The 18,149-nt window shown below is 36.4% G+C and carries 16 protein-coding genes; all 16 read right to left on the reverse strand.

From position 1 onward, the window contains the following. Positions 1 to 18: 18 nt before the first annotated feature. The 16 genes from Q4550_RS18180 to Q4550_RS18255 all read right to left on the reverse strand — a co-directional run bounded on the left by Q4550_RS18180 (position 19) and on the right by Q4550_RS18255 (position 17,865). The gene (locus Q4550_RS18180; RefSeq protein ID WP_303535086.1) at positions 19 to 654 is read right to left on the reverse strand and encodes a CpsD/CapB family tyrosine-protein kinase; all 636 of its coding nucleotides are present in this window, start codon (positions 652 to 654) and stop codon (positions 19 to 21) included. Then, positions 647 to 1,390 carry a YveK family protein gene (locus Q4550_RS18185; RefSeq protein ID WP_303535088.1) on the reverse strand — a complete coding sequence of 248 codons (744 nt, stop codon included), beginning with the start codon at positions 1,388 to 1,390 and terminating at the stop codon, positions 647 to 649. Before Q4550_RS18185 ends, Q4550_RS18180 begins: the two co-directional genes overlap by 8 nt. A 244-nt stretch (positions 1,391 to 1,634) precedes the next feature. Further along, positions 1,635 to 2,630, reverse strand: coding sequence for a glycoside hydrolase family protein (locus Q4550_RS18190; RefSeq protein WP_303535089.1), 996 nt, complete (start codon positions 2,628 to 2,630; stop codon positions 1,635 to 1,637). A gap of 142 nt (positions 2,631 to 2,772) precedes the next feature. Then, on the reverse strand, positions 2,773 to 3,609 hold the full coding sequence (locus tag Q4550_RS18195; protein ID WP_303535091.1) for a hypothetical protein: 837 nt from the start codon (positions 3,607 to 3,609) through the stop codon (positions 2,773 to 2,775). Between the two features lie 118 nt (positions 3,610 to 3,727). Then, the gene (locus tag Q4550_RS18200; protein WP_303535093.1) at positions 3,728 to 4,864 is read right to left on the reverse strand and encodes a glycosyltransferase family 4 protein; all 1,137 of its coding nucleotides are present in this window, start codon (positions 4,862 to 4,864) and stop codon (positions 3,728 to 3,730) included. Position 4,865: 1 nt separating this feature from the next. Continuing rightward, positions 4,866 to 5,576 (reverse strand): HAD family hydrolase, encoded by a 711-nt coding sequence (locus tag Q4550_RS18205; protein ID WP_303535095.1) that lies wholly within the window; start codon positions 5,574 to 5,576, stop codon positions 4,866 to 4,868. Next, positions 5,570 to 6,553, reverse strand: a complete 984-nt coding sequence (locus Q4550_RS18210; protein WP_303535097.1) for an ATP-grasp domain-containing protein — start codon at positions 6,551 to 6,553, stop codon at positions 5,570 to 5,572. The genes Q4550_RS18205 and Q4550_RS18210 overlap by 7 nt, the downstream gene beginning before the upstream one ends. A 770-nt stretch (positions 6,554 to 7,323) precedes the next feature. Beyond that, the gene (locus Q4550_RS18215) at positions 7,324 to 8,055 is read right to left on the reverse strand and encodes an exonuclease domain-containing protein (RefSeq protein ID WP_303535098.1); all 732 of its coding nucleotides are present in this window, start codon (positions 8,053 to 8,055) and stop codon (positions 7,324 to 7,326) included. Continuing rightward, a complete protein-coding gene (locus tag Q4550_RS18220) occupies positions 8,052 to 9,032 on the reverse strand; it encodes a DUF294 nucleotidyltransferase-like domain-containing protein (RefSeq protein WP_303535099.1) in 981 nt (326 codons plus the stop codon). Before Q4550_RS18220 ends, Q4550_RS18215 begins: the two co-directional genes overlap by 4 nt. Positions 9,033 to 9,056: 24 nt before the next feature. After that, entirely contained in the window at positions 9,057 to 10,343 is a 1,287-nt protein-coding gene (locus tag Q4550_RS18225) for an ammonium transporter (RefSeq protein WP_194218524.1), read from the reverse strand. Positions 10,344 to 10,871: 528 nt separating this feature from the next. Then, on the reverse strand, positions 10,872 to 11,138 hold the full coding sequence (locus Q4550_RS18230; RefSeq protein ID WP_303535100.1) for a hypothetical protein: 267 nt from the start codon (positions 11,136 to 11,138) through the stop codon (positions 10,872 to 10,874). Positions 11,139 to 11,418: 280 nt separating this feature from the next. Further along, positions 11,419 to 11,826, reverse strand: coding sequence for a hypothetical protein (locus Q4550_RS18235; protein WP_303535101.1), 408 nt, complete (start codon positions 11,824 to 11,826; stop codon positions 11,419 to 11,421). Between the two features lie 14 nt (positions 11,827 to 11,840). After that, positions 11,841 to 13,016: a hypothetical protein gene (locus Q4550_RS18240; protein WP_303535102.1), complete on the reverse strand. Its 1,176-nt coding sequence runs from the start codon at positions 13,014 to 13,016 to the stop codon at positions 11,841 to 11,843. A gap of 346 nt (positions 13,017 to 13,362) precedes the next feature. Next, positions 13,363 to 15,447 (reverse strand): SA1320 family protein, encoded by a 2,085-nt coding sequence (locus Q4550_RS18245; protein ID WP_303535104.1) that lies wholly within the window; start codon positions 15,445 to 15,447, stop codon positions 13,363 to 13,365. Between the two features lie 41 nt (positions 15,448 to 15,488). Further along, positions 15,489 to 16,439 (reverse strand): DUF1672 family protein, encoded by a 951-nt coding sequence (locus Q4550_RS18250; protein WP_303535106.1) that lies wholly within the window; start codon positions 16,437 to 16,439, stop codon positions 15,489 to 15,491. Positions 16,440 to 16,911: 472 nt separating this feature from the next. After that, positions 16,912 to 17,865 (reverse strand): DUF1672 family protein, encoded by a 954-nt coding sequence (locus tag Q4550_RS18255; protein WP_303535108.1) that lies wholly within the window; start codon positions 17,863 to 17,865, stop codon positions 16,912 to 16,914. Positions 17,866 to 18,149 lie beyond the last annotated feature (284 nt).

Below are 18,149 nucleotides of genomic sequence, written 5' to 3' on the forward strand. Positions count from 1 at the left end.
GTTGCCACCTTGAGTAGATTAATTCGATTGGTAAATCACTCCTGCTACACTTCGTTCTACAGCTTTCAAATCGTTCTTCATTTGATGTAACCTGCTTATTTTATCCTTATGTTGCTTTACAACTACAATAATATCGTCACTATAGAAGGCCAGAAGCTGCGTTTCTGAATAAGTTAAGTATGATGGTGATTCAAAAATGACAACATCATGATTACTTTTCAAATAATCTATGGTTTTCTGAAGTCGCTCTGACTGCCAGCTTTCTAAAGAGTGAGAAGTCATCGTTCCAAATGGGAGAAAGGACAAGTTCGAATGACTGGTTGGAATGATATACCTTTGAATATTTCCTCTTTGGATAGCATTAATTAAACCGAGCCCAAGGGATTTATCAAACCACTTGTGAAGTACTGGCTCTTGAAAATTTGCATCTATCAAAATGGTCTTCTTTCCTTGTGTAGCAAATGACTGTGCCAATTCATAGGAGATTATAGAATGATCAAAACCTTTATCGGCAGTAGTGACAAGAATGCTTGTAGGGCTCTCTTGTTTCTTTTGAAGCTTGGCTCGAATAACCTTAATTTGATTTTTCCTCGACTGATCACGAGCACGTCTTTTTTTAACGATACCTAGAAGTTTGTCTTTTTCTTTAAGCACGAATCTCTCCTCCCTTCCTTTCAGCAAGGCTGACTTCAATCTTCCTTTTATTTTCTTTTATCATTTTTTTCTCCATCTTAGCCTTTACTGCATCCACTTCCCCCAGAACTCTTAGCCCTAAAAGAGATTCCACTTCATTAGAGTTGGCTATTGTATCATCAAAATGCTCTTTAATAAGTGCTAGACCGATTCCCATAAATAAACCAACGGTTAATCCAATAACCATATTTACAATTGGATTATCTATACGCTTTAATGTCGTTTCTCCTCCCTTATTGCTTAATAGCTCGATTTGATCAACCTTTAACAGATCTTCCATTTTTTCTACTGATGTTGAAGCAATAGCATGTGCTAACTCAGTTGTTTTCTCAGGATCACTATTTTGAGCTATAACATTCACTATTTGAGAGTTTCTACTATTCTGTACAGATACACTTTCTTCAATATCTTCATTTTCAAAACCATATTTTGATTTCACGGTATTAACAACAATTGGACTTTCAATGAAATCAATTGATGAAGCAAGAAGACGATCAATCTTTTGAGAGTTCACCAAAGCATCTTCGTCAGAAAATGTTCCGATCAAAATGTATTCTGTAGCCTGATATGTTGGTTTAATAACATATAAGGAAACGACGATTGAAACACCAAACACGACCAGAGTAGTTAAGATAATCGCTATAAGCCTTCTTTTCAGAACCTCAAGAAATTGTTTTAAGTCCATCCTTTGCTCCATAATATCCTCCTATCGAGTGTTATAAATGACAATTACGTTCTTTTTAGAGAACTACACACTTAGTATAATAGTCTTATAGTAGATTTAAAACTCCTGTTAAGACTTATATTCTGGCATTTACAGTACTGTGGAACTCTTTATCTCATTTTCCCTTAAATTTTCTTCGTTTTCCATAAAGAACAAAATTTATTTCTTGTTCATTATAGAAAACAAAAAATATAGTCAATTCTCATACCAAAGGTATTTACGGACCTCCATTATATATATTACTCCTCCCGTTATTGATCACTCTATCATCTAGTAGATTAAGGTTTACATTGTTACCATAGGATTGAGGTGTAAATTCAATTAGAGATTCTTGTAAAGCAAGGTGAGCATCCCATATCATTCCATTAATCTGATTTGATGATCCACTTAAAATAATAGCTTTTTCTGTGACTTTCGAAATTTGTATTTGTAACTCGCTGAACTGGTTTCCAGATGTTTCATTTGGAACAGATACCTCTCCAATCAACTCAATGCAACGCACACAATCATCAAGAGTGATATTGATAAAACGATTCCCATTAATCCATGTATATTGGTTATTTGCACCAGACTGACTAGCCTCCATCTTTATTCCTTGGTAGAATCCGATTATATTAACGTCGGAAACATTAACAAAGCTGATATAATCTCCCGGCTTACCGGCAAAGAAAAACATAGCCGTTCCCAGATGTGATCCACTTGAATTAAAGATTGTTACATTGTTTACTCTTGTTCGTTCAGTGGACCAATTCTGCTCTTGTCCATCAAGATAAATAACCTCCGAACGAAATTTAGGAGATGTCACTTCGATCGTTCCATTTGATAAGGAAGCGTTGCGTTTCAATTCAAAAGCTCGAAAATTTCCTTCAATGAATATACGGGTGTTTTGGTCCATTTTGAGTTCTACCTTCTCTTTAATAATCAAGCCTTGAGCCAGATAGTAGGTGTTGTTGCCAGTTAAACGCACCTTCCCTATACCAACTTCTGCACTGTAGTCGATGGCCCTTTGAATAGCCTCAGAGTCATCATTAGCATCCTCCCCGTTTGCACCAAATTGTTCTGCTGTCACAAACCCATCGGCTTGTAAGTCATCTGAGGGAACAGTTATAGGACTCGCTTGACTATTAACTTTGGACCACAATACAAAACTAAATATAATCATGAAGGTCATAGCAGTTAATAAGAAGATCCATACAGTTTTGTTTCTGTTCATGTTTATCTCCTTTCTGCGTTTTGCTTTGATGACAATACTTTTATAGCATTCTCTTTCTACCTTTCATATCCCTTCTCTCTTACTTTTTGTAAAAAGAAGAAAAACCACCCGCCCAATTCCTACGGATAGCTTAAGATAAATATTAAAGAACTTCTATTTTATTCGACTTTCCTTTATCATCTATTCGTTGTAATGGGACGTTTTTCATGGCAAGGAGAGTATGTGAGCTTGTCTGCGTAAGACGGATGATTGGATTATTATGTGGAATGTTAGATAAGTCCCATACCATTCCATCAAAATCATTGAATTGACCATTAACGGTTAGCATATTAGAAGTAACACCGGAAGATTGAAATTGTATATTTTTAAATGTGTTACCACTACACTCATTGGGAATCGTTTCAGAAGAAAATAATTGGATACCGTTCACACAATCATCTATCACAAGATCATTAAAACTATTAGCGTTAATATAGCTAAAACCACTTTGGGCTTTTACCGCTTGAAGATGAACTGCCGTTTTTAATCCGATGCATTTCACGTTTTGAAAGTTCATAAATGAAATTTCATGGCCTGATCCATTAGCATAGAGATATATACCAACACCCTTATGCGAACCGCTCCAATTCAAGATAACCGCATCTTTTACTTGAGCTTTAAACCACGAATTATAAAACTTGTTCTTTCCATCTAAAAAGATAACGGGTGCATTAAATTTAGGATCATCAATCGCAATGTATGCACCAAATAAAGCTGCATTCCGTTGAAGCTCAATAACTCGAAAACTCCCTGTTACAATAAATCGAGATCCATAGCTAAAATGAAGAGATACTCCTTCTTTAATCAGAATAGGCTTCGTAATTGAGTAATCTCTATCAATAAGTTGTACACTTTTAACATCATTTTCAGCTGCAAAATCGATTGCAGCTTGAACCATAGCTGCATCATTCGACGCTGAAAAATCATCTACTTTAATCAAGCAAACGTCCTCCTTCAACTGTAACTGATACACAACAAAATGCTGTGTTCTTTACAGAATATGTTGGAGGACAAGTATGTGACAGGCTTAAAGCCCGGTTTTACGAAATCATTGCAATTTAAACTTGTTTAGCTTTTCGATTTGCTATTTCGTATACATTTAGAAGTTGATCTATCATTGTTTTCTCAGAGAAATGATTTACGGCTTTCTCTCTCGCCCTCTCACCCATCACTTCTCTTAGATTTACATCCTCTATTAATGAGTTCAAAAATTCAGATAAATTACCTGAATCTTCATTTCTGAATAGATAACCATCGACTCCATGCTCAATTTGATCTCTTGCTCCCTCAACTTCGCTTCTAATTGTTGGAATCCCCATCATCATGGCCTCTAGAGGGACTAAAGGAAAACCTTCTTTTCTAGATGGTAATACCAGCACATCAAACATTTGATAGAACTTAATAGGATCCTGAAATGCCTCGAATGTAACCTTTTCCTTTAACCCAGCATCATTCACAAGAGAAGTTACCCACTCTAGTTCCCCATCTCCTAGAATAACAACATGATAATCCCTATCAAGTTTAGCAATTGCTTCTATTAATACATCTATTCCCTTCCTATGTGATAGACTACCAACAAAACCAATAACTACCTCATCTCCTGATAGGCCAATTTTTCTTTTGCACTCCTCTTTGTCTGTCCTATCTATTTTTTGGCTAAAACGGTCGACAGAAACCCCATTAAATATAAGCTTAACTTGGTCTTCTGTGTAGTGAAATTGATTTTGTAACTCCTCTTTTAACTCTCTGCTAATCGCCACAACGTAATCGGCTTTTTTGTGAAGGGGGTGTTTTGGTATACCTGAAATATGATGAGTTGTTACGTACTTCACTCCAGTTACCTTACTATACAGTTTTGCCAAATAGGATGTAACAGGATAATGAACGTGAATAATGTCTGGTCTCAACTTCAAGAGAAGAAAAAGGACTTGGGGAGTCACCAAGAGATATATCAGCAATTGAATGATTTTCCCCACACTATTATAGCTTGTATTTATCGGAAATCGGACCTTATGGTGGTTCAAACCATCATTAATGACATCATTAAAAATAGATACGGAACCCTTGTTACTAGTTGGTCCTGCAGAAATCATATGAACTTCATGCCCTCGTTCTATCATTCCTTTCACAAGAGTATACATATGTGTTGTTGAACCTTCTTCCGGTAAAAATCTAGCTAAATATAGTATTTTCATCCTAACCATCTCCTACGGGGTGATATTCTATAAAACAGAATAAATTTAAGAATTCATATAAAGAATTAATAGAGTGTTGTGCATAGAATTCTTTTTCATAGGAGATCGTGGATGTGCTGTAAATGCCGTTTTCTCTATTAATTTGTACCGTTTTCATTCCAAGCTTATTTGGTGTTACAAAATCTTTACTCACGTTATCTCCTACATAAACCATCTCAGAATATTTAACGTTAAATAGATCTTTCATCATCTCATATGCCCTAGCATGGGGCTTCCAATAATCTCTTCCCAACTGATCTGTTATGATAATTTCATTAAAGTGATCAAAACCATTTACAGCCCTTAATTTTTGACACTGCCCCTCAGCATAACCATCCGTAATAACTCCTGTTTGGATGTGTTGGTCCTTTAAAATTTCTAAACAGGGCAAGACATCATCGAAGAAGGTTACCATTGGTTTATGATTACGATAAGCCTCAACAAGCTCCATAATTGTAGACCTTGTGTATTCTATACCAAAATGATCAAATAGCCGATTAAACACATGCTTCGGACTTTCAATAAACAGTTCGTTTAATAAGAGATTGATTTCACGGGCAGTTTGATGATGTTTATGGCTAATTAAATTGGAGACATAATAATATCCGCTCTGAATATAGTCGCGTTCCGAAATTAAGGTATCATCTAAGTCGAATAAAACCACTTTCACCATTTCACTATCTCCATATTTTCATCCAGACAAATGCTACTATCAAACCGCACAAATTTAATATTGTCTCTATAATTTTCGTGATAGCTTAATTTTTCTCCCAATAGAATCCGAAAGAGGTTCTCACAAGAATCTGCACCACTTTGAATACTCATGGGCGCGCCTCCACCAAATCTTGGATTGATTTCGATAAATTCTATCCCTTTATCAGTCTTCATTATCTGAACAGTTATATGGCCAATCGGCTTCAATACTTCCATTAATCTCTTAACCTCGTTGATCACTTCCATGTCTTTCACGATCTCACCTTTTGAAATTTCGCCACTACGCGTGGCGAGCCTTAACCTTGGGACTACCGTAATTACATTACTTACAAAGTCTAAAAAGACATCAATTGTATATTCTTTCCCCTCCATAAAATCCTGAATGACCGGATTTCGAACAATACTTAAGGCATTTTTCAATTCATCAAGATTTGTAATTTTAAATGTATTAATACTGGAACTCCCAGATTTCGGTTTAATGAATAATGGAAATTCATAATCCCCAGTAGTGATTTCCTCAACGGAATACATTCTTGGAATTTTAAAATCATGTTGTTCCAAATACAATTGAGTTTTAATTTTATCACGGCATATTTTAATCACTTCTAAATCGGAAATCAGTATTTTAGCACCTGAGCTTTCCTCGATTACTTTTCGATTTTCTGCAAGTATTAGTAAATCTGTATCGATAGTAGGGACTATTAGAGAAATTTTTTCTGTTAAACAAGTCTCAATAATGGCTTTTACATAATCGGAGTTGTTAATAGGAGGTAACAAACATGCTTTATCGGCAACATATAAGGCTGGGGCAGTTTCAGAACAATCTGCGGCTATGATTAGACTTGGTATTTCCAACTTTTTTGCTGCTTTTTGAAAACTTTGAACGAGTTCTACCCTTCTCCCGGCACTAAGAATTAGAATGTTTATTTCATTCATGTTTGTGCTCCTTTTTCCTGCCTGATTAACACTTTCTGTATACGGCAGTTTCTAAATAATAACTAACTATTTTGAGGAAACGGCTAACTATATTGATTAGAGCTTTGGACGTTGTTATCATTCATTAACAAATTCACTTATCTATACCGAATTGAATTCCTTACGAAGTATTTGCATTCTGTTTCCATAATCAAAAATTACATATCGTTTTATTTTTCTTTATCAATCTGTTCTTTAAAAAGAACAACTCTGTATAATCGTATCATATATCTGAATGATTTGTATACTCCAGAAGAATTGATTTTCGAATTTAACAAGTAAATTATAATAGTAATCTCGCCCTATTAACTTTTGTTTACACTGTAAATCACAAACACCAACTATAAGAAACAATTTTCGGCTAACAGACTGGACATTTAGAAATTAGGGATGGTGCAGGAAATACAAGGTATATTAATCCATAACAATTAGTACCCTGAGTTCAAGGTTAGTGTTTGTCTTAAACTGACATATCAACTCAGTGGTTACGATCGTTTCCATTATATTCTTAATAGTTTATGGAAAGTATGGAACATGCTTAAATATTTGTTCTTACTTTTTTGTTCCACTGAATCAGCTTCAAATTCCAAGGCTGACGAAAAAGACCACTTGCAAAACAAAAAAGCCTTTAGAATCCTTCTAAGGCTTTTTTGTACTATAGAAAGACACTCTTTACTAAAAGTGTTGACTTATTTAATGGCATAGATCAGTCTTCACGGTGCCTGTCACCACTACCCCATCCGCGCCAACCGCTCATAAACCTCACGCAAATTCGTAAACCCCATCTCCTGAATTCTCTTCAAGTAATGACACCAAAGCTCCGCTGTCATTTTTGCATCTCCCAGGGCATGATGGCGATCTTTCACCTCAATTCCGCAATTTGTACAGCACTCTTCTAATTGAAATCCTTTTAGCTCAGGATCAGCAATTCGTATTAAAAAAGAAGTATCCACAATACGATGATCGAAACTGGCACGCATCAAACTCCAGGTAGCGTGCTGCATGAAGGCTTGTTCATGCTTCGCATGATGTGCAACTAAGGTATGTCCTTTCATAAATTTATAAAATCGAGCGAGCACATCTGAGAGGGGCGGTGCGGAATCCAGATCTTCCGCCTTAATGCCCGTTAATTCAGTAACCTCTTCGGATGGTGCGTTACTAGACTGAACCAATGAATAAAAAGTATCTTTTTCGATGGTTTCACCGGTTACTTTCACCGCCCCAATCGACAGGATGGCGTCCCCTTTATTCGGATAAAACCCAGTTGTTTCAAGATCAAACACAACGACTCGTAATTGATTTAAGGGTACTTCTAACGTGTTTTTCATTTTAATTTCTTTCTGCATCTGTCTTAGCATGGAAATATGATGAGGATTTGATTGATCTTGAATTGATGCGTACATGCTCGTATTCACCTTACCGGACAGCTGCTTTAAATATTGAACCATTTGATTCATCTTCATTTAGTAACACCCTTTTCGATGTGCTTTGTGGTGTCATTGTAAAACTCAATCCCTTTTTTCATAATCTCCTTGAGCTCTTTCTTCTTTTCTTTAGGAAGGGAGTCAATCGTCACATAATGAACGGCTTCATAATCTTCTTGTTTTCCATAACGAAGCCGAAACTGTAAAAGCTGCCTAAATTTATCTTCATACTGCTTCCATTCTGAACGGCTATTCTCTGATAATGCACCAAGTCTTGCTAAAGTAGACGTCATCATCACGCTATCCTTCAATGCAAGAAGCCTCACTGCATTAACATAGGGAAATAAAGCCGTCTGTTTTAAATTGATTTCTCCAGTATGGGTACCATGCGTTTCGACGAGTATTTGTCCGAATACACCGATCCCTTTTTGAAGCCTCATTGTATTTTTCAGCATTCTTTTTAATAAGTATGGTGATTCCTCTATTTTAGAGTGAATCCCTTGCTTTAAATCTTCAATAAACTTATACCGACCAACTAACACTCTCGCGTCAATAAAAATCAATAAATGACGAATGGCTTCAAAACTTTCATCATCCATCCAATTTTCAAGCTGCCTTTTCCACTCTTCCACTGATTTACACCAAAGTGGATTAGACGCCATCACATTTCCATCACAAAATTCATATCCAACCGTATTGAGACCAACCGAGATTTCTTTTCCAAGCTTAAGAAAATAGTTACTCGCCTCTTCGCTCGTAACTTCATAGACAATCCCATGATCCTGGTCACTCCATAGCGCTTGCTCAAACCGCCCGCCGCTTCCCATTAAAAAAAATGAAAAAGGAGAGGGAGGTGGCCCCCACTCTTTTTTCACTTTCTCTACTGCTAGATGCACGATTTGACTCATCAGCTGATCATGGAAGTGATTCAGTGCAAAATGATCTGTCGCAACGTTCTTGATTTGTTGTTCTCTCATTTTGTTTAGATCCTCATAATTTTCAACACCATCATCCATATCGACAGCCCCTTTGCATCTCAATTAACCGGATTTTGAGCTTTTTCCACCTTGTTGTACTGGCTGTTCGCTCGTCTGCAAGAATTCTGGATAGCCATAGCTACCGTGCTCACTGAGATCAAGACCAATAATCTCTTCTTCTTCAGTGACTCGTAAACCGTTTAGCACTTTCTTAATGATCACCAAAAGAATAAACGAAACACCAAAGGCATAAGCCCCACTCGCACCAACACCAAGTGCTTGAACGCCTAGCTGTTCGAAACCGCCTCCGTAGAAAAGTCCTGGTTGACCTACTGTTGCAAGTTCTGGCGTTGCGAACAAACCGTTTGATAACGTACCCCAAACGCCTGCTACACCGTGAACAGATAAAGCAAAGATCGGGTCATCCACTTTCCGTTTTTCGAAAAATCTCATGCTGTAAAATACGATCATTCCGGCAACTAATCCAATCACAACCGCTGCCCACGTGTCGACAAAGGCACAGGAAGCTGTAATGGCAACTAATCCTGCTAATCCACCGTTTAACATCGTTGGCACATCCGCTTTTCCTGTTACGGCCCACGCCACAACTAAAGCGGCTACCGCTCCAGCACCTGCTGCTAAGTTTGTATTCATGGCAACAAATCCAAAGAATGCAGCGTCAGCAGATAACGTACTACCTGCATTAAATCCGAACCAACCTACCCATAAAACAAGCACACCAAGTGCCGTAAATACCTGGTTGTGTCCGGCAATGTTGTTTGGAGAACCATCTTTATTGTATTTACCAATTCGTGGTTTTAAAAGAATCGTTGCGGCAAAAGCTCCCATCGCACCTGTAAGGTGAACAACAGTGGAACCAGCAAAGTCCTGTTTCCCATGCTCAGCTAACCAGCCGCCGCCCCAAATCCAGTGGGCAATCACAGGATAAACGAGGACTGAGAATAAAACCGCAAACAGAATATAAGCTGTTAATTTCGCGCGTTCGGCAAAGCCACCAAATGCAATCGTTAAGGAAATACCTGCGAACGCTAACTGGAATAAGAAGAAAACTGGAGCCGAAAGTCCTAATCCCTCAATTTCATAACCTGAATAGAAAAAGTCCGTTAAACCGAAGAGAGCATTTCCTTCCCCGAAAATTAAACCATATCCCACTGCCCAAAACACCAATGAGGCAATCCCAAATGTGAAGATCGTCTTACCAGCAATATGGCCAGCATTTTTCATTCGTGTTGACCCAGCTTCAAGTAAAATGAAGCCACCTAGCATCAAAATAACGAGTACTGCTGAGAACATCACCCAAAGACTATTCATCAAAAACATCGAATCCATTCCAACTTCCCCTTTCACTTTTCAGAACCATAATCTTATTTTTAGAAAATGTTAATTAATCTGACAATTATTATTATAAGTATTTTTGCATGAACAAAAATCGTCTTCAACAATCATGTTACATTATCTCTCTGACTATCTTTTAGAGATAGTCAGGAAATAGCACGACGGGATTGCTGTTTTCTTTTCTTGTAAAAAACTCAAAAAAAAACCAGTTAAGCACATCATTAGAAAGATGCTCTCAACTGTTTTTTGGGGGGACAAACGGACAAGTATCTTGTGCCAGTAAATATTTAATAAACAACACTGCAGACATAATCTGATCATAAACTTTCTACAATTACGGAAGCATTTCTGTATCGTTTCTATACTTACACCGCAATTCCCTCTGGAACGTGGAACCTTGTCCATTTGTCCCTATATAACACCTGAAACACTAAATCGCTAAATGGTTCACTTGGTGTTTTTATATATTTTCACTGCTCTCAAACCGTCCCCGTAATTCCTATTTTGTTTACACAATTACTTTTATAAATTTTGATATAGTTTTTCGGCTTTATGCATTTCTCCTAATAACGGATTTTCATAGTCGCTATAGCTATCCAAATATGCCCTAATACCACCAACTATATTAATATCTTTGATATTTTTATCATTCTCTAATATTTCTAGTGCATCATTATATCTTTTATAAATAAGTTGTAGTGCACCACTATTAATTTTATTAGAGTAATTATTTTCAAGATGATTTAACACAACTTTGACTTGTTCAATTAACTGCTTTTTCTTTGCCATTATATCCTCCTACTTACTAGGAACCTCTCTAATTTCTTTTATCCATTCTCGGGACAAAGGGAAAGGTACCTTGTCCCAGCAAATATTTAATAAAAGCAAGTTAATTAAACGTTTGATTAAATAAGGAAATCAAGGAGAGTTCTAATGATACACTTGCTTTAATATACAGAAAAAACAGGCGTGCTACGTATTAGAACACACATCGACCTGTTTTTTCACTTACTCTGGAGGACATCATTTTTAACTTTCGAAACAACCGTCTAGACGTTACTCATAATGATTAAAGTTCCTGCTTTAGCTCAATTAGTTTCACATCTTGTACATCCACTAACTTCTCATAATAATATTTATCTGTTCGTTCAAAATCATTTTCTTTTGCAAGCTCTGCATCTGTAGTTCCGAGTTTTACTTTTGTTTGATCTTTTGGAAAAACAACATTAAAAATATGTCCATTATACTTTGCCTTATAATCTAATTTAAATAACTGTTCAACCTCAGATCTTTTTACTTCTTTAATATAAATTTCGGGAAGATTCTTAATATCTTTAATATTATTTGGATAGGTTTTTTCCACAAATCCATTATTCAGATCACTTTTATTTTTGCTAACCATTCTAATATAATTTAAATCATTTTTACTAACGCTATATACATTTTGGTTATATCTAGCGTATACACCTTTCTCCATCTCTTACTCCTCCTTTACTTTACAGGCACAAATACCTTTAAATCTGCATCAAAAATAGCTACCAACTCTTCAATTCCACCATCTACACGATGGAGTGTGGCCCCATCTTCAGGTAAATACCTATCATTAAACTGCCATTCTGGAACGATTTCATTGTTTCTAGATCCTGTAAACCCATTTAGGGTACAAGGTGGACCATCAGTATTATCTCCACCAAATCTTTCACCATAAGGAATCTTTATATTCTCTACATTATTGGAAGTGAATTTTATCTTCCCATATACTTGACCGTCCTCAGGAAATGGCCTTATACCATTCCAACTAGTATAATCTAGACGAAAAGATTCCACTACTTCGTTATAATTTTTTATATGTTTTACATCATTGAATTTGGCAACATAACCACCAATTTCAGCGTAGTCACCTGATAAGTACTTTTCTATATCTGTTGCAGGGATTGTTTTTTGAATAAGAGTTTCGGAGGTTATAGCGGGAATCGCCTCGCGTGCCTCCTTTAATACTTTAACTTCTTCTTTACTCAATTCGGTTGCATTTTTTACTCTTAAGGTATTGAATTTCTCAAAGTCCATCTCGTATTTCCCTAGTATGAATCCAATATGATCTTGTACATCTGTACTTATATTGTTATTTAGATCTTCTTGCCGCATATCATTTTCATTAATCTTGTTATTTACCTCGCCGATTTCTTTATTATTGAAATCAATTTCACCTTCATTTATTAAATGCTTACTATCTAATTGTTTTTGAACCCTAACAATTGGATCATTCAATACATTAGGAGCTAATCCAAGTTCCCCTCCCAAACCTTTACTAGGTTGATTAAAGTACTTTGGAGTACCTATAATTCTGCTATACTTATCATGCAAATATTCCGTTGGACTATACTTCCAACCTGATAGCTTAATCCTATACTCTAAACCTATACTTTTTTGCGTAAAACTAGGTTGTTTCTTCAAAATAGAATTAGACGGAACCTCAGAACGTTTAGTAGGTACACTCACCTTAGCCCCAGCAACCATCGAAGCCAGCCCAAAACTACTCAACCAATGCTCTTTAGAAAAATCGTCTTCAGGATTTACTGCACCTTTCACAAGATCCGCTCCGCCACTCGTCAAGTAGTTTACAAAATCATAAGGTGAAGCCATAGCTTTATCAGATCGTTCGTCCATTGCACTAACAGCACCTCTTACGCCGTCGAACAATCCAGATGTGAGGTAATTCCCGAAGTCGTAAAGAGAATCCATTTTCTTTTCCCCACGCTCTTGAAAGCCAGACCAAAAATCAGTACCAATCTCTTTAGGGGAATCACCGGGACGGTTCTACTGATTCATTTTCACACAAAATTTAAATAAACCAGATGATCTAATCTACTGATTAGATCATCTGGTTTTTCTTTGAGGTTAAAAAAATCAAAGGCGATTTTCCACCTATCCACCAGTAATTTATTATCTACTATCTAAAATTTCTGAATGAATCATGAGAACCGTCCCGCCGATTCCCTAGCTTTGCCCCCTGTTAAAAAATCGTCCCTCTCTCAACCTGTGAATGAAACAATTTAAGATTCTCTACCACTTGTTCTGACTCTTCGACAAGGGCTTCCACAGATACTGCTTTTTGATGTGAAAGCTGGTTGATGATATCTGAGAATAATAGAATCATTTCCTCTAAGATTGTGTTCGAACTTAAATTGTACAAGCGAACATCTTGATATTTACTAATGTTAAACAGTGCTGTATCAATATAAGGCTTGAAGCGATCGATCAGATCTGGGAAATTGGTTAACAATTGCTGAGTACCTTCTTCAAGTCCTTCCACCATATTTTGTAGTTGCTTTAATGGCGTGAGCGTGATGGAAATGAGCTCATTAATTTGCTCATCAAAGTTACTAAACAAACCTACTAATTTTGCTGGCAAAGAAGAGGTAGCTTGGACGTTAATGAATCGGATTGTTTGAATCAATAGAGTCAATGAATTCCCGAATAAAGAAAGGACACTTTTAATCGCTGATAGAGGCGGAATAATTAACTGCCAAATCGCTTGGATAAATGTCTCCGTTCCTTCTTCTAATACCTTTTCTTTAATCGAGAGGCCATTTGGTAAATAGTGAGAGTCCAGCAAACGTGATTTTTCTACTTTTGATATTTTCCCTATATCTTGAACTTGATTCACTTTAGACTTAATGGAATCCGCTAAAGATAATTCTCGATCGAAAAGGGAAGCTGCCGTTTCTGAGACACTTGTTCCAAAACTCATGATTTGCTGTGACAATAAACCGTTATTTTGGTTAATGATGTCATAATGAGAGGCTAATTCCCCAACCACAGCATCATAAATAAAATCGGTTCCGCCCTCAAATAATTCAGGTAGTTTCTCTTCTCTTATGTAAGTGACATGCTGTATAAGATCTTCAAATGAACTTTCGATCTCATTAATTTTATTGCGAATTTCTCCAAAAATGCTTTCCACACTCACATCCATATTAAGAAGGTGTTCAGCAATTTCTGCTGGGGGGGAATTTAGGAACGCATTCAAGCTTCTAAAACGTTCCTCGGCCATCGTTAACATCGTTCTCATACTATCCAGTTCAAACTGGATAAGGTAACCGGTTGCGGTAATACTTTTTAAGACAGGGGACGAAGTTAGATCCTCCACAAACGTAGAGAACGTTTCTTTTAAATTTGTTACACGTTCTTCAAATTTAGCTCTCTCGTCCTCGACGATACTCACGGAATTCCCAATGTATTCGGAAGAAAGGGATAGACGATTTCCAACCAAATCATAGATTCCTTGATAGAGCGTATTGATCGTATCTGCATTCAATTCGATTCGACTTGTATTCCCGCCGTGAAGAGATTCTCCTGTCCAAATACTCGTGACAATGTGTTCATCAGCACCAACGCGAATAAACCCGTAACCGACATCGCCCTTGGTACCAACTTCTACTTGTTGATCTTTCATATCACCTTCTAGGTAACCTGTATGGTTAGCACCTAAAAGAAGAGATCCTGTCGGCGTCCCCCCTCCAATCCGATAAACTTTCCCGGGGATACGATCACCAAGATCCAAAGCTTCCTCTCCGTTTGTCAACGGGTCGTATTCCATAAAGTAATTGGTGCTATTTACGTTTAAGTTTGAAGAAGGGATTAGTTCACCAGGTAAAATGGCTGGGTTCAAAGTTACACTTTTAACATCTTGATTTTGTACTGCGATTGAGTTTGCAAGTGCACCTCCGAGGGAGTTTCCAGCTACGTAAGAGATATCGCCGAACTGCTTCTCCATCTCCTCAAAATATTGATTCGCTCCTTGTAATTGTTCAGGAACATTTACACCTATTAATTGGAGGTCAGTAAACACATCATTCATATCCTTAGGGTTTGTACCTACATAAATTACTGCGTATTCAGGAGCCTCTTGTCCTTCAATAACAGTTTGAACAGTGAAAGCATTTAAACCAGTAAACTTATTATCTATTCGGTCCAGTACCAAATAAGAATTTCCGTTAACTGAAATAGTATCATCAATTTCAGGTTTACGATATGCATGAAATCCAGACAATTCCACTAAATCTTGATCACTTACATCAATGTGTAGAGAAGGCATTTAAATCACTCCAATAATAGTGCATTTTGAATTTTTTTCATTTATTCTTTTACAATATAATTAGGTGCACCCTTTTTTAGAGAGTTTTGCTTATTATTTTGAGCGCTTGTTTTATCAATCGTATTATCATGAAGTATAAAGCTATAGTTACCTGCTGGAATGTTATCTTTTTCAGTAATTTTATTAACAATTTCTTCAAAAACTTTTTTATCTGGATCTACATCTGGTTTCTCCATATACATCTGTATTGTTATTGATGTCATTGAAGCATCTAACGATTTACTATCCAACAATCGTTGCCAATCGTCTCTACTCCAATTAGGATGTTGAATATAATCAGGAAGTAAATCTTTAAATAATCCGCCGTATACAGTAACTTTATAATAAGGTGTTAAAAAGTAACTTCCCCTTACATTCTCATTTGCCTCTTCATTAATACCTATTACAGGATACTCTTCAGCTATATTTTCAAGAAACTTATTAAGTTCTTTAAACTCTGTTTCATATATCCAAGCATATAAACCACTAACGATCGCCGTCTCAACCTGACCTTCCTGCGACCAAACACCTTCTGAATCTACCTCTTTTTTATCTTTATCTATTGGAATAATCGCATAAGAATAAAAATGCGGGTTGCCAACTGATTCTACAAATACAGTGGCACCATCGATAGCTCCTACAATGTTATGTACTTTAACCTCTGTTTTATACTCATCCTTGAAATACTTCTTTATCGCTCTCTCTACTTCATCTCGATTTTCTTCAGCTATTCTATCTGTCTCCTCACCGTTATCAAGCGTATAACCTTCCCCTGTATAATCTTGAACCGATACAAAATATTTATCTTCTATTCGTTCTTCTTCAGTTTTTTTATCTGTTTTTTGTTCTTTTTCTTTTTCCGTCTCATCATTTGAATTAGTCAAAGCAGAACAACCTCCTAATAATAATGCACTACAAAGGATGCCAGTAAGTAAGAGTCGTTTTTTCGTCATAAGTAGCTCCTTTTCAGTTCTTCCTAGTTCATATTTGTATTTGTTTCTTCCCTTAATTGATTATAAATGAGATTCATGAGGCAGAGCGACCTGATTCCCAATTAATTGAAAATAATCCATTAGAACCAATTAATCTCTCTTTTAAATGATTCTACTTCACTAGAAAAATGGTTCTTCTTTCCTTTTTTGTACATCAAAAATCTATTTTACAAATAATTACATGTTATTTTATTAAATACCCTTATTGCCAAATCCAAATCCACAATTTCCCCACGTGCTATACAAAAATTAGGAAACCAATCCCCCTCTCGATCGGTCTCCTATTCACTCCCGATTACAGAGAGAAAGGTTTCTCGTCTAAATAATAAGTTAGTGCCACACTTCCCCGTTTTTATCTACTGAGAAGTGGGAATCTGGAGTCTTAAGTAAGATTTTGCAGCTAAGGTCCACCTTTTCAAAGAATATTAAGACATTATTCCTTAATAATATAATTTGGAGCAGCTCTATCTAAAGTATTTTCCTTGTTGTTTTGCCCATTTGTCTTATCGACCGTATTATCATGCAGTAAAAAACTATACTTTCCAATCGGTAGTTCATCCATCTCCGATAAGTCACTCACAATTTGATCGAAAATTTCATTGTTGGGTTCAACCTCTGGTTCCTCCATATACAGTTGAATCAGGATCCCTATGAACGCAGGGTTGAGTGTTTCTCCATCTAGCATTTCTACCCATTCTTCTCTTGGACGTTGAGGGTTATCCATATATGCTTTTAAAAGTTTCTCTTCCATAACGCCACCATATATAGCAACTGAGTAGTAAGGAGTTGTATGATAATTACCAACGCCATTTTCGTTAGCTTCTTTAGAGATAACTGTTACAGGAAACTCTTTCACCTTTTCTTCTAAATACTGATCAAGCTTCTTAAATTTATCTTCGTAAATCCAAGCATATAATCCACTTATAATAGCTCCATCAATCTGTCCTTCCTGCGACCAAACACCTTCAGAATCTACCACTTTTTTATCTTTATCTATTGGAATAATTGCATAAGAATAAAAATGTGGCTTACCAACTGATTCAACAAATACAGTGGCACCATCAATTACTCCCACAATGTTATGTACCTTAACCTCTGTTTTGTACTCCTCCTTGAAGTACTTCTTTATTGCGCTCTCCACTTCATCTCGGTTTTCTTCAGCTATTTTATCTGTCTCTTCACCGTTATCAAGCGTATATTCTTTCCCTGTATAATCTTGAACTGACATAAAATATTTATCTTCTATTCGTTCTTCTTCAGTCTTTTTATCTCTTTTTGGTTCCTTCTCTTTTCCGGTCTCATCATTTGAATTAGGTAATGCAGAACAACCTCCTAATAATAATGCACTGCAAAGAATACCAGTAAGTAAGAATCGTTTTTTCGTCATAAGTAGCTCCTTTTTGAATCAGTGGAAGGGTTCTGTAGATTCACTTACTTATACAAAACAAAAACCAAAGAAGCAAATCCCAATTTTGAACGTTCACCAAAGAATAAAACAGGGTTTGCTTCTCAATCCGGAGAAGCATACCTGTTTTTATTGTCATTTTACAAGCAAGTTTGACGATAACTCTAAACCTGAAGACAATTGCTCAAAAAAGATCACTAAAACTTTACTCTAGGTAAAAGTTAATCAAACTTTTAATGAATAGATGTTCCAGGGATAGGCTTTAT

It is taken from the genome of Anaerobacillus sp. 1_MG-2023 (genome assembly GCF_030547345.1).
Classification (GTDB): Bacteria; Bacillota; Bacilli; order Bacillales; family Guptibacillaceae; genus Guptibacillus; species Guptibacillus hwajinpoensis_B.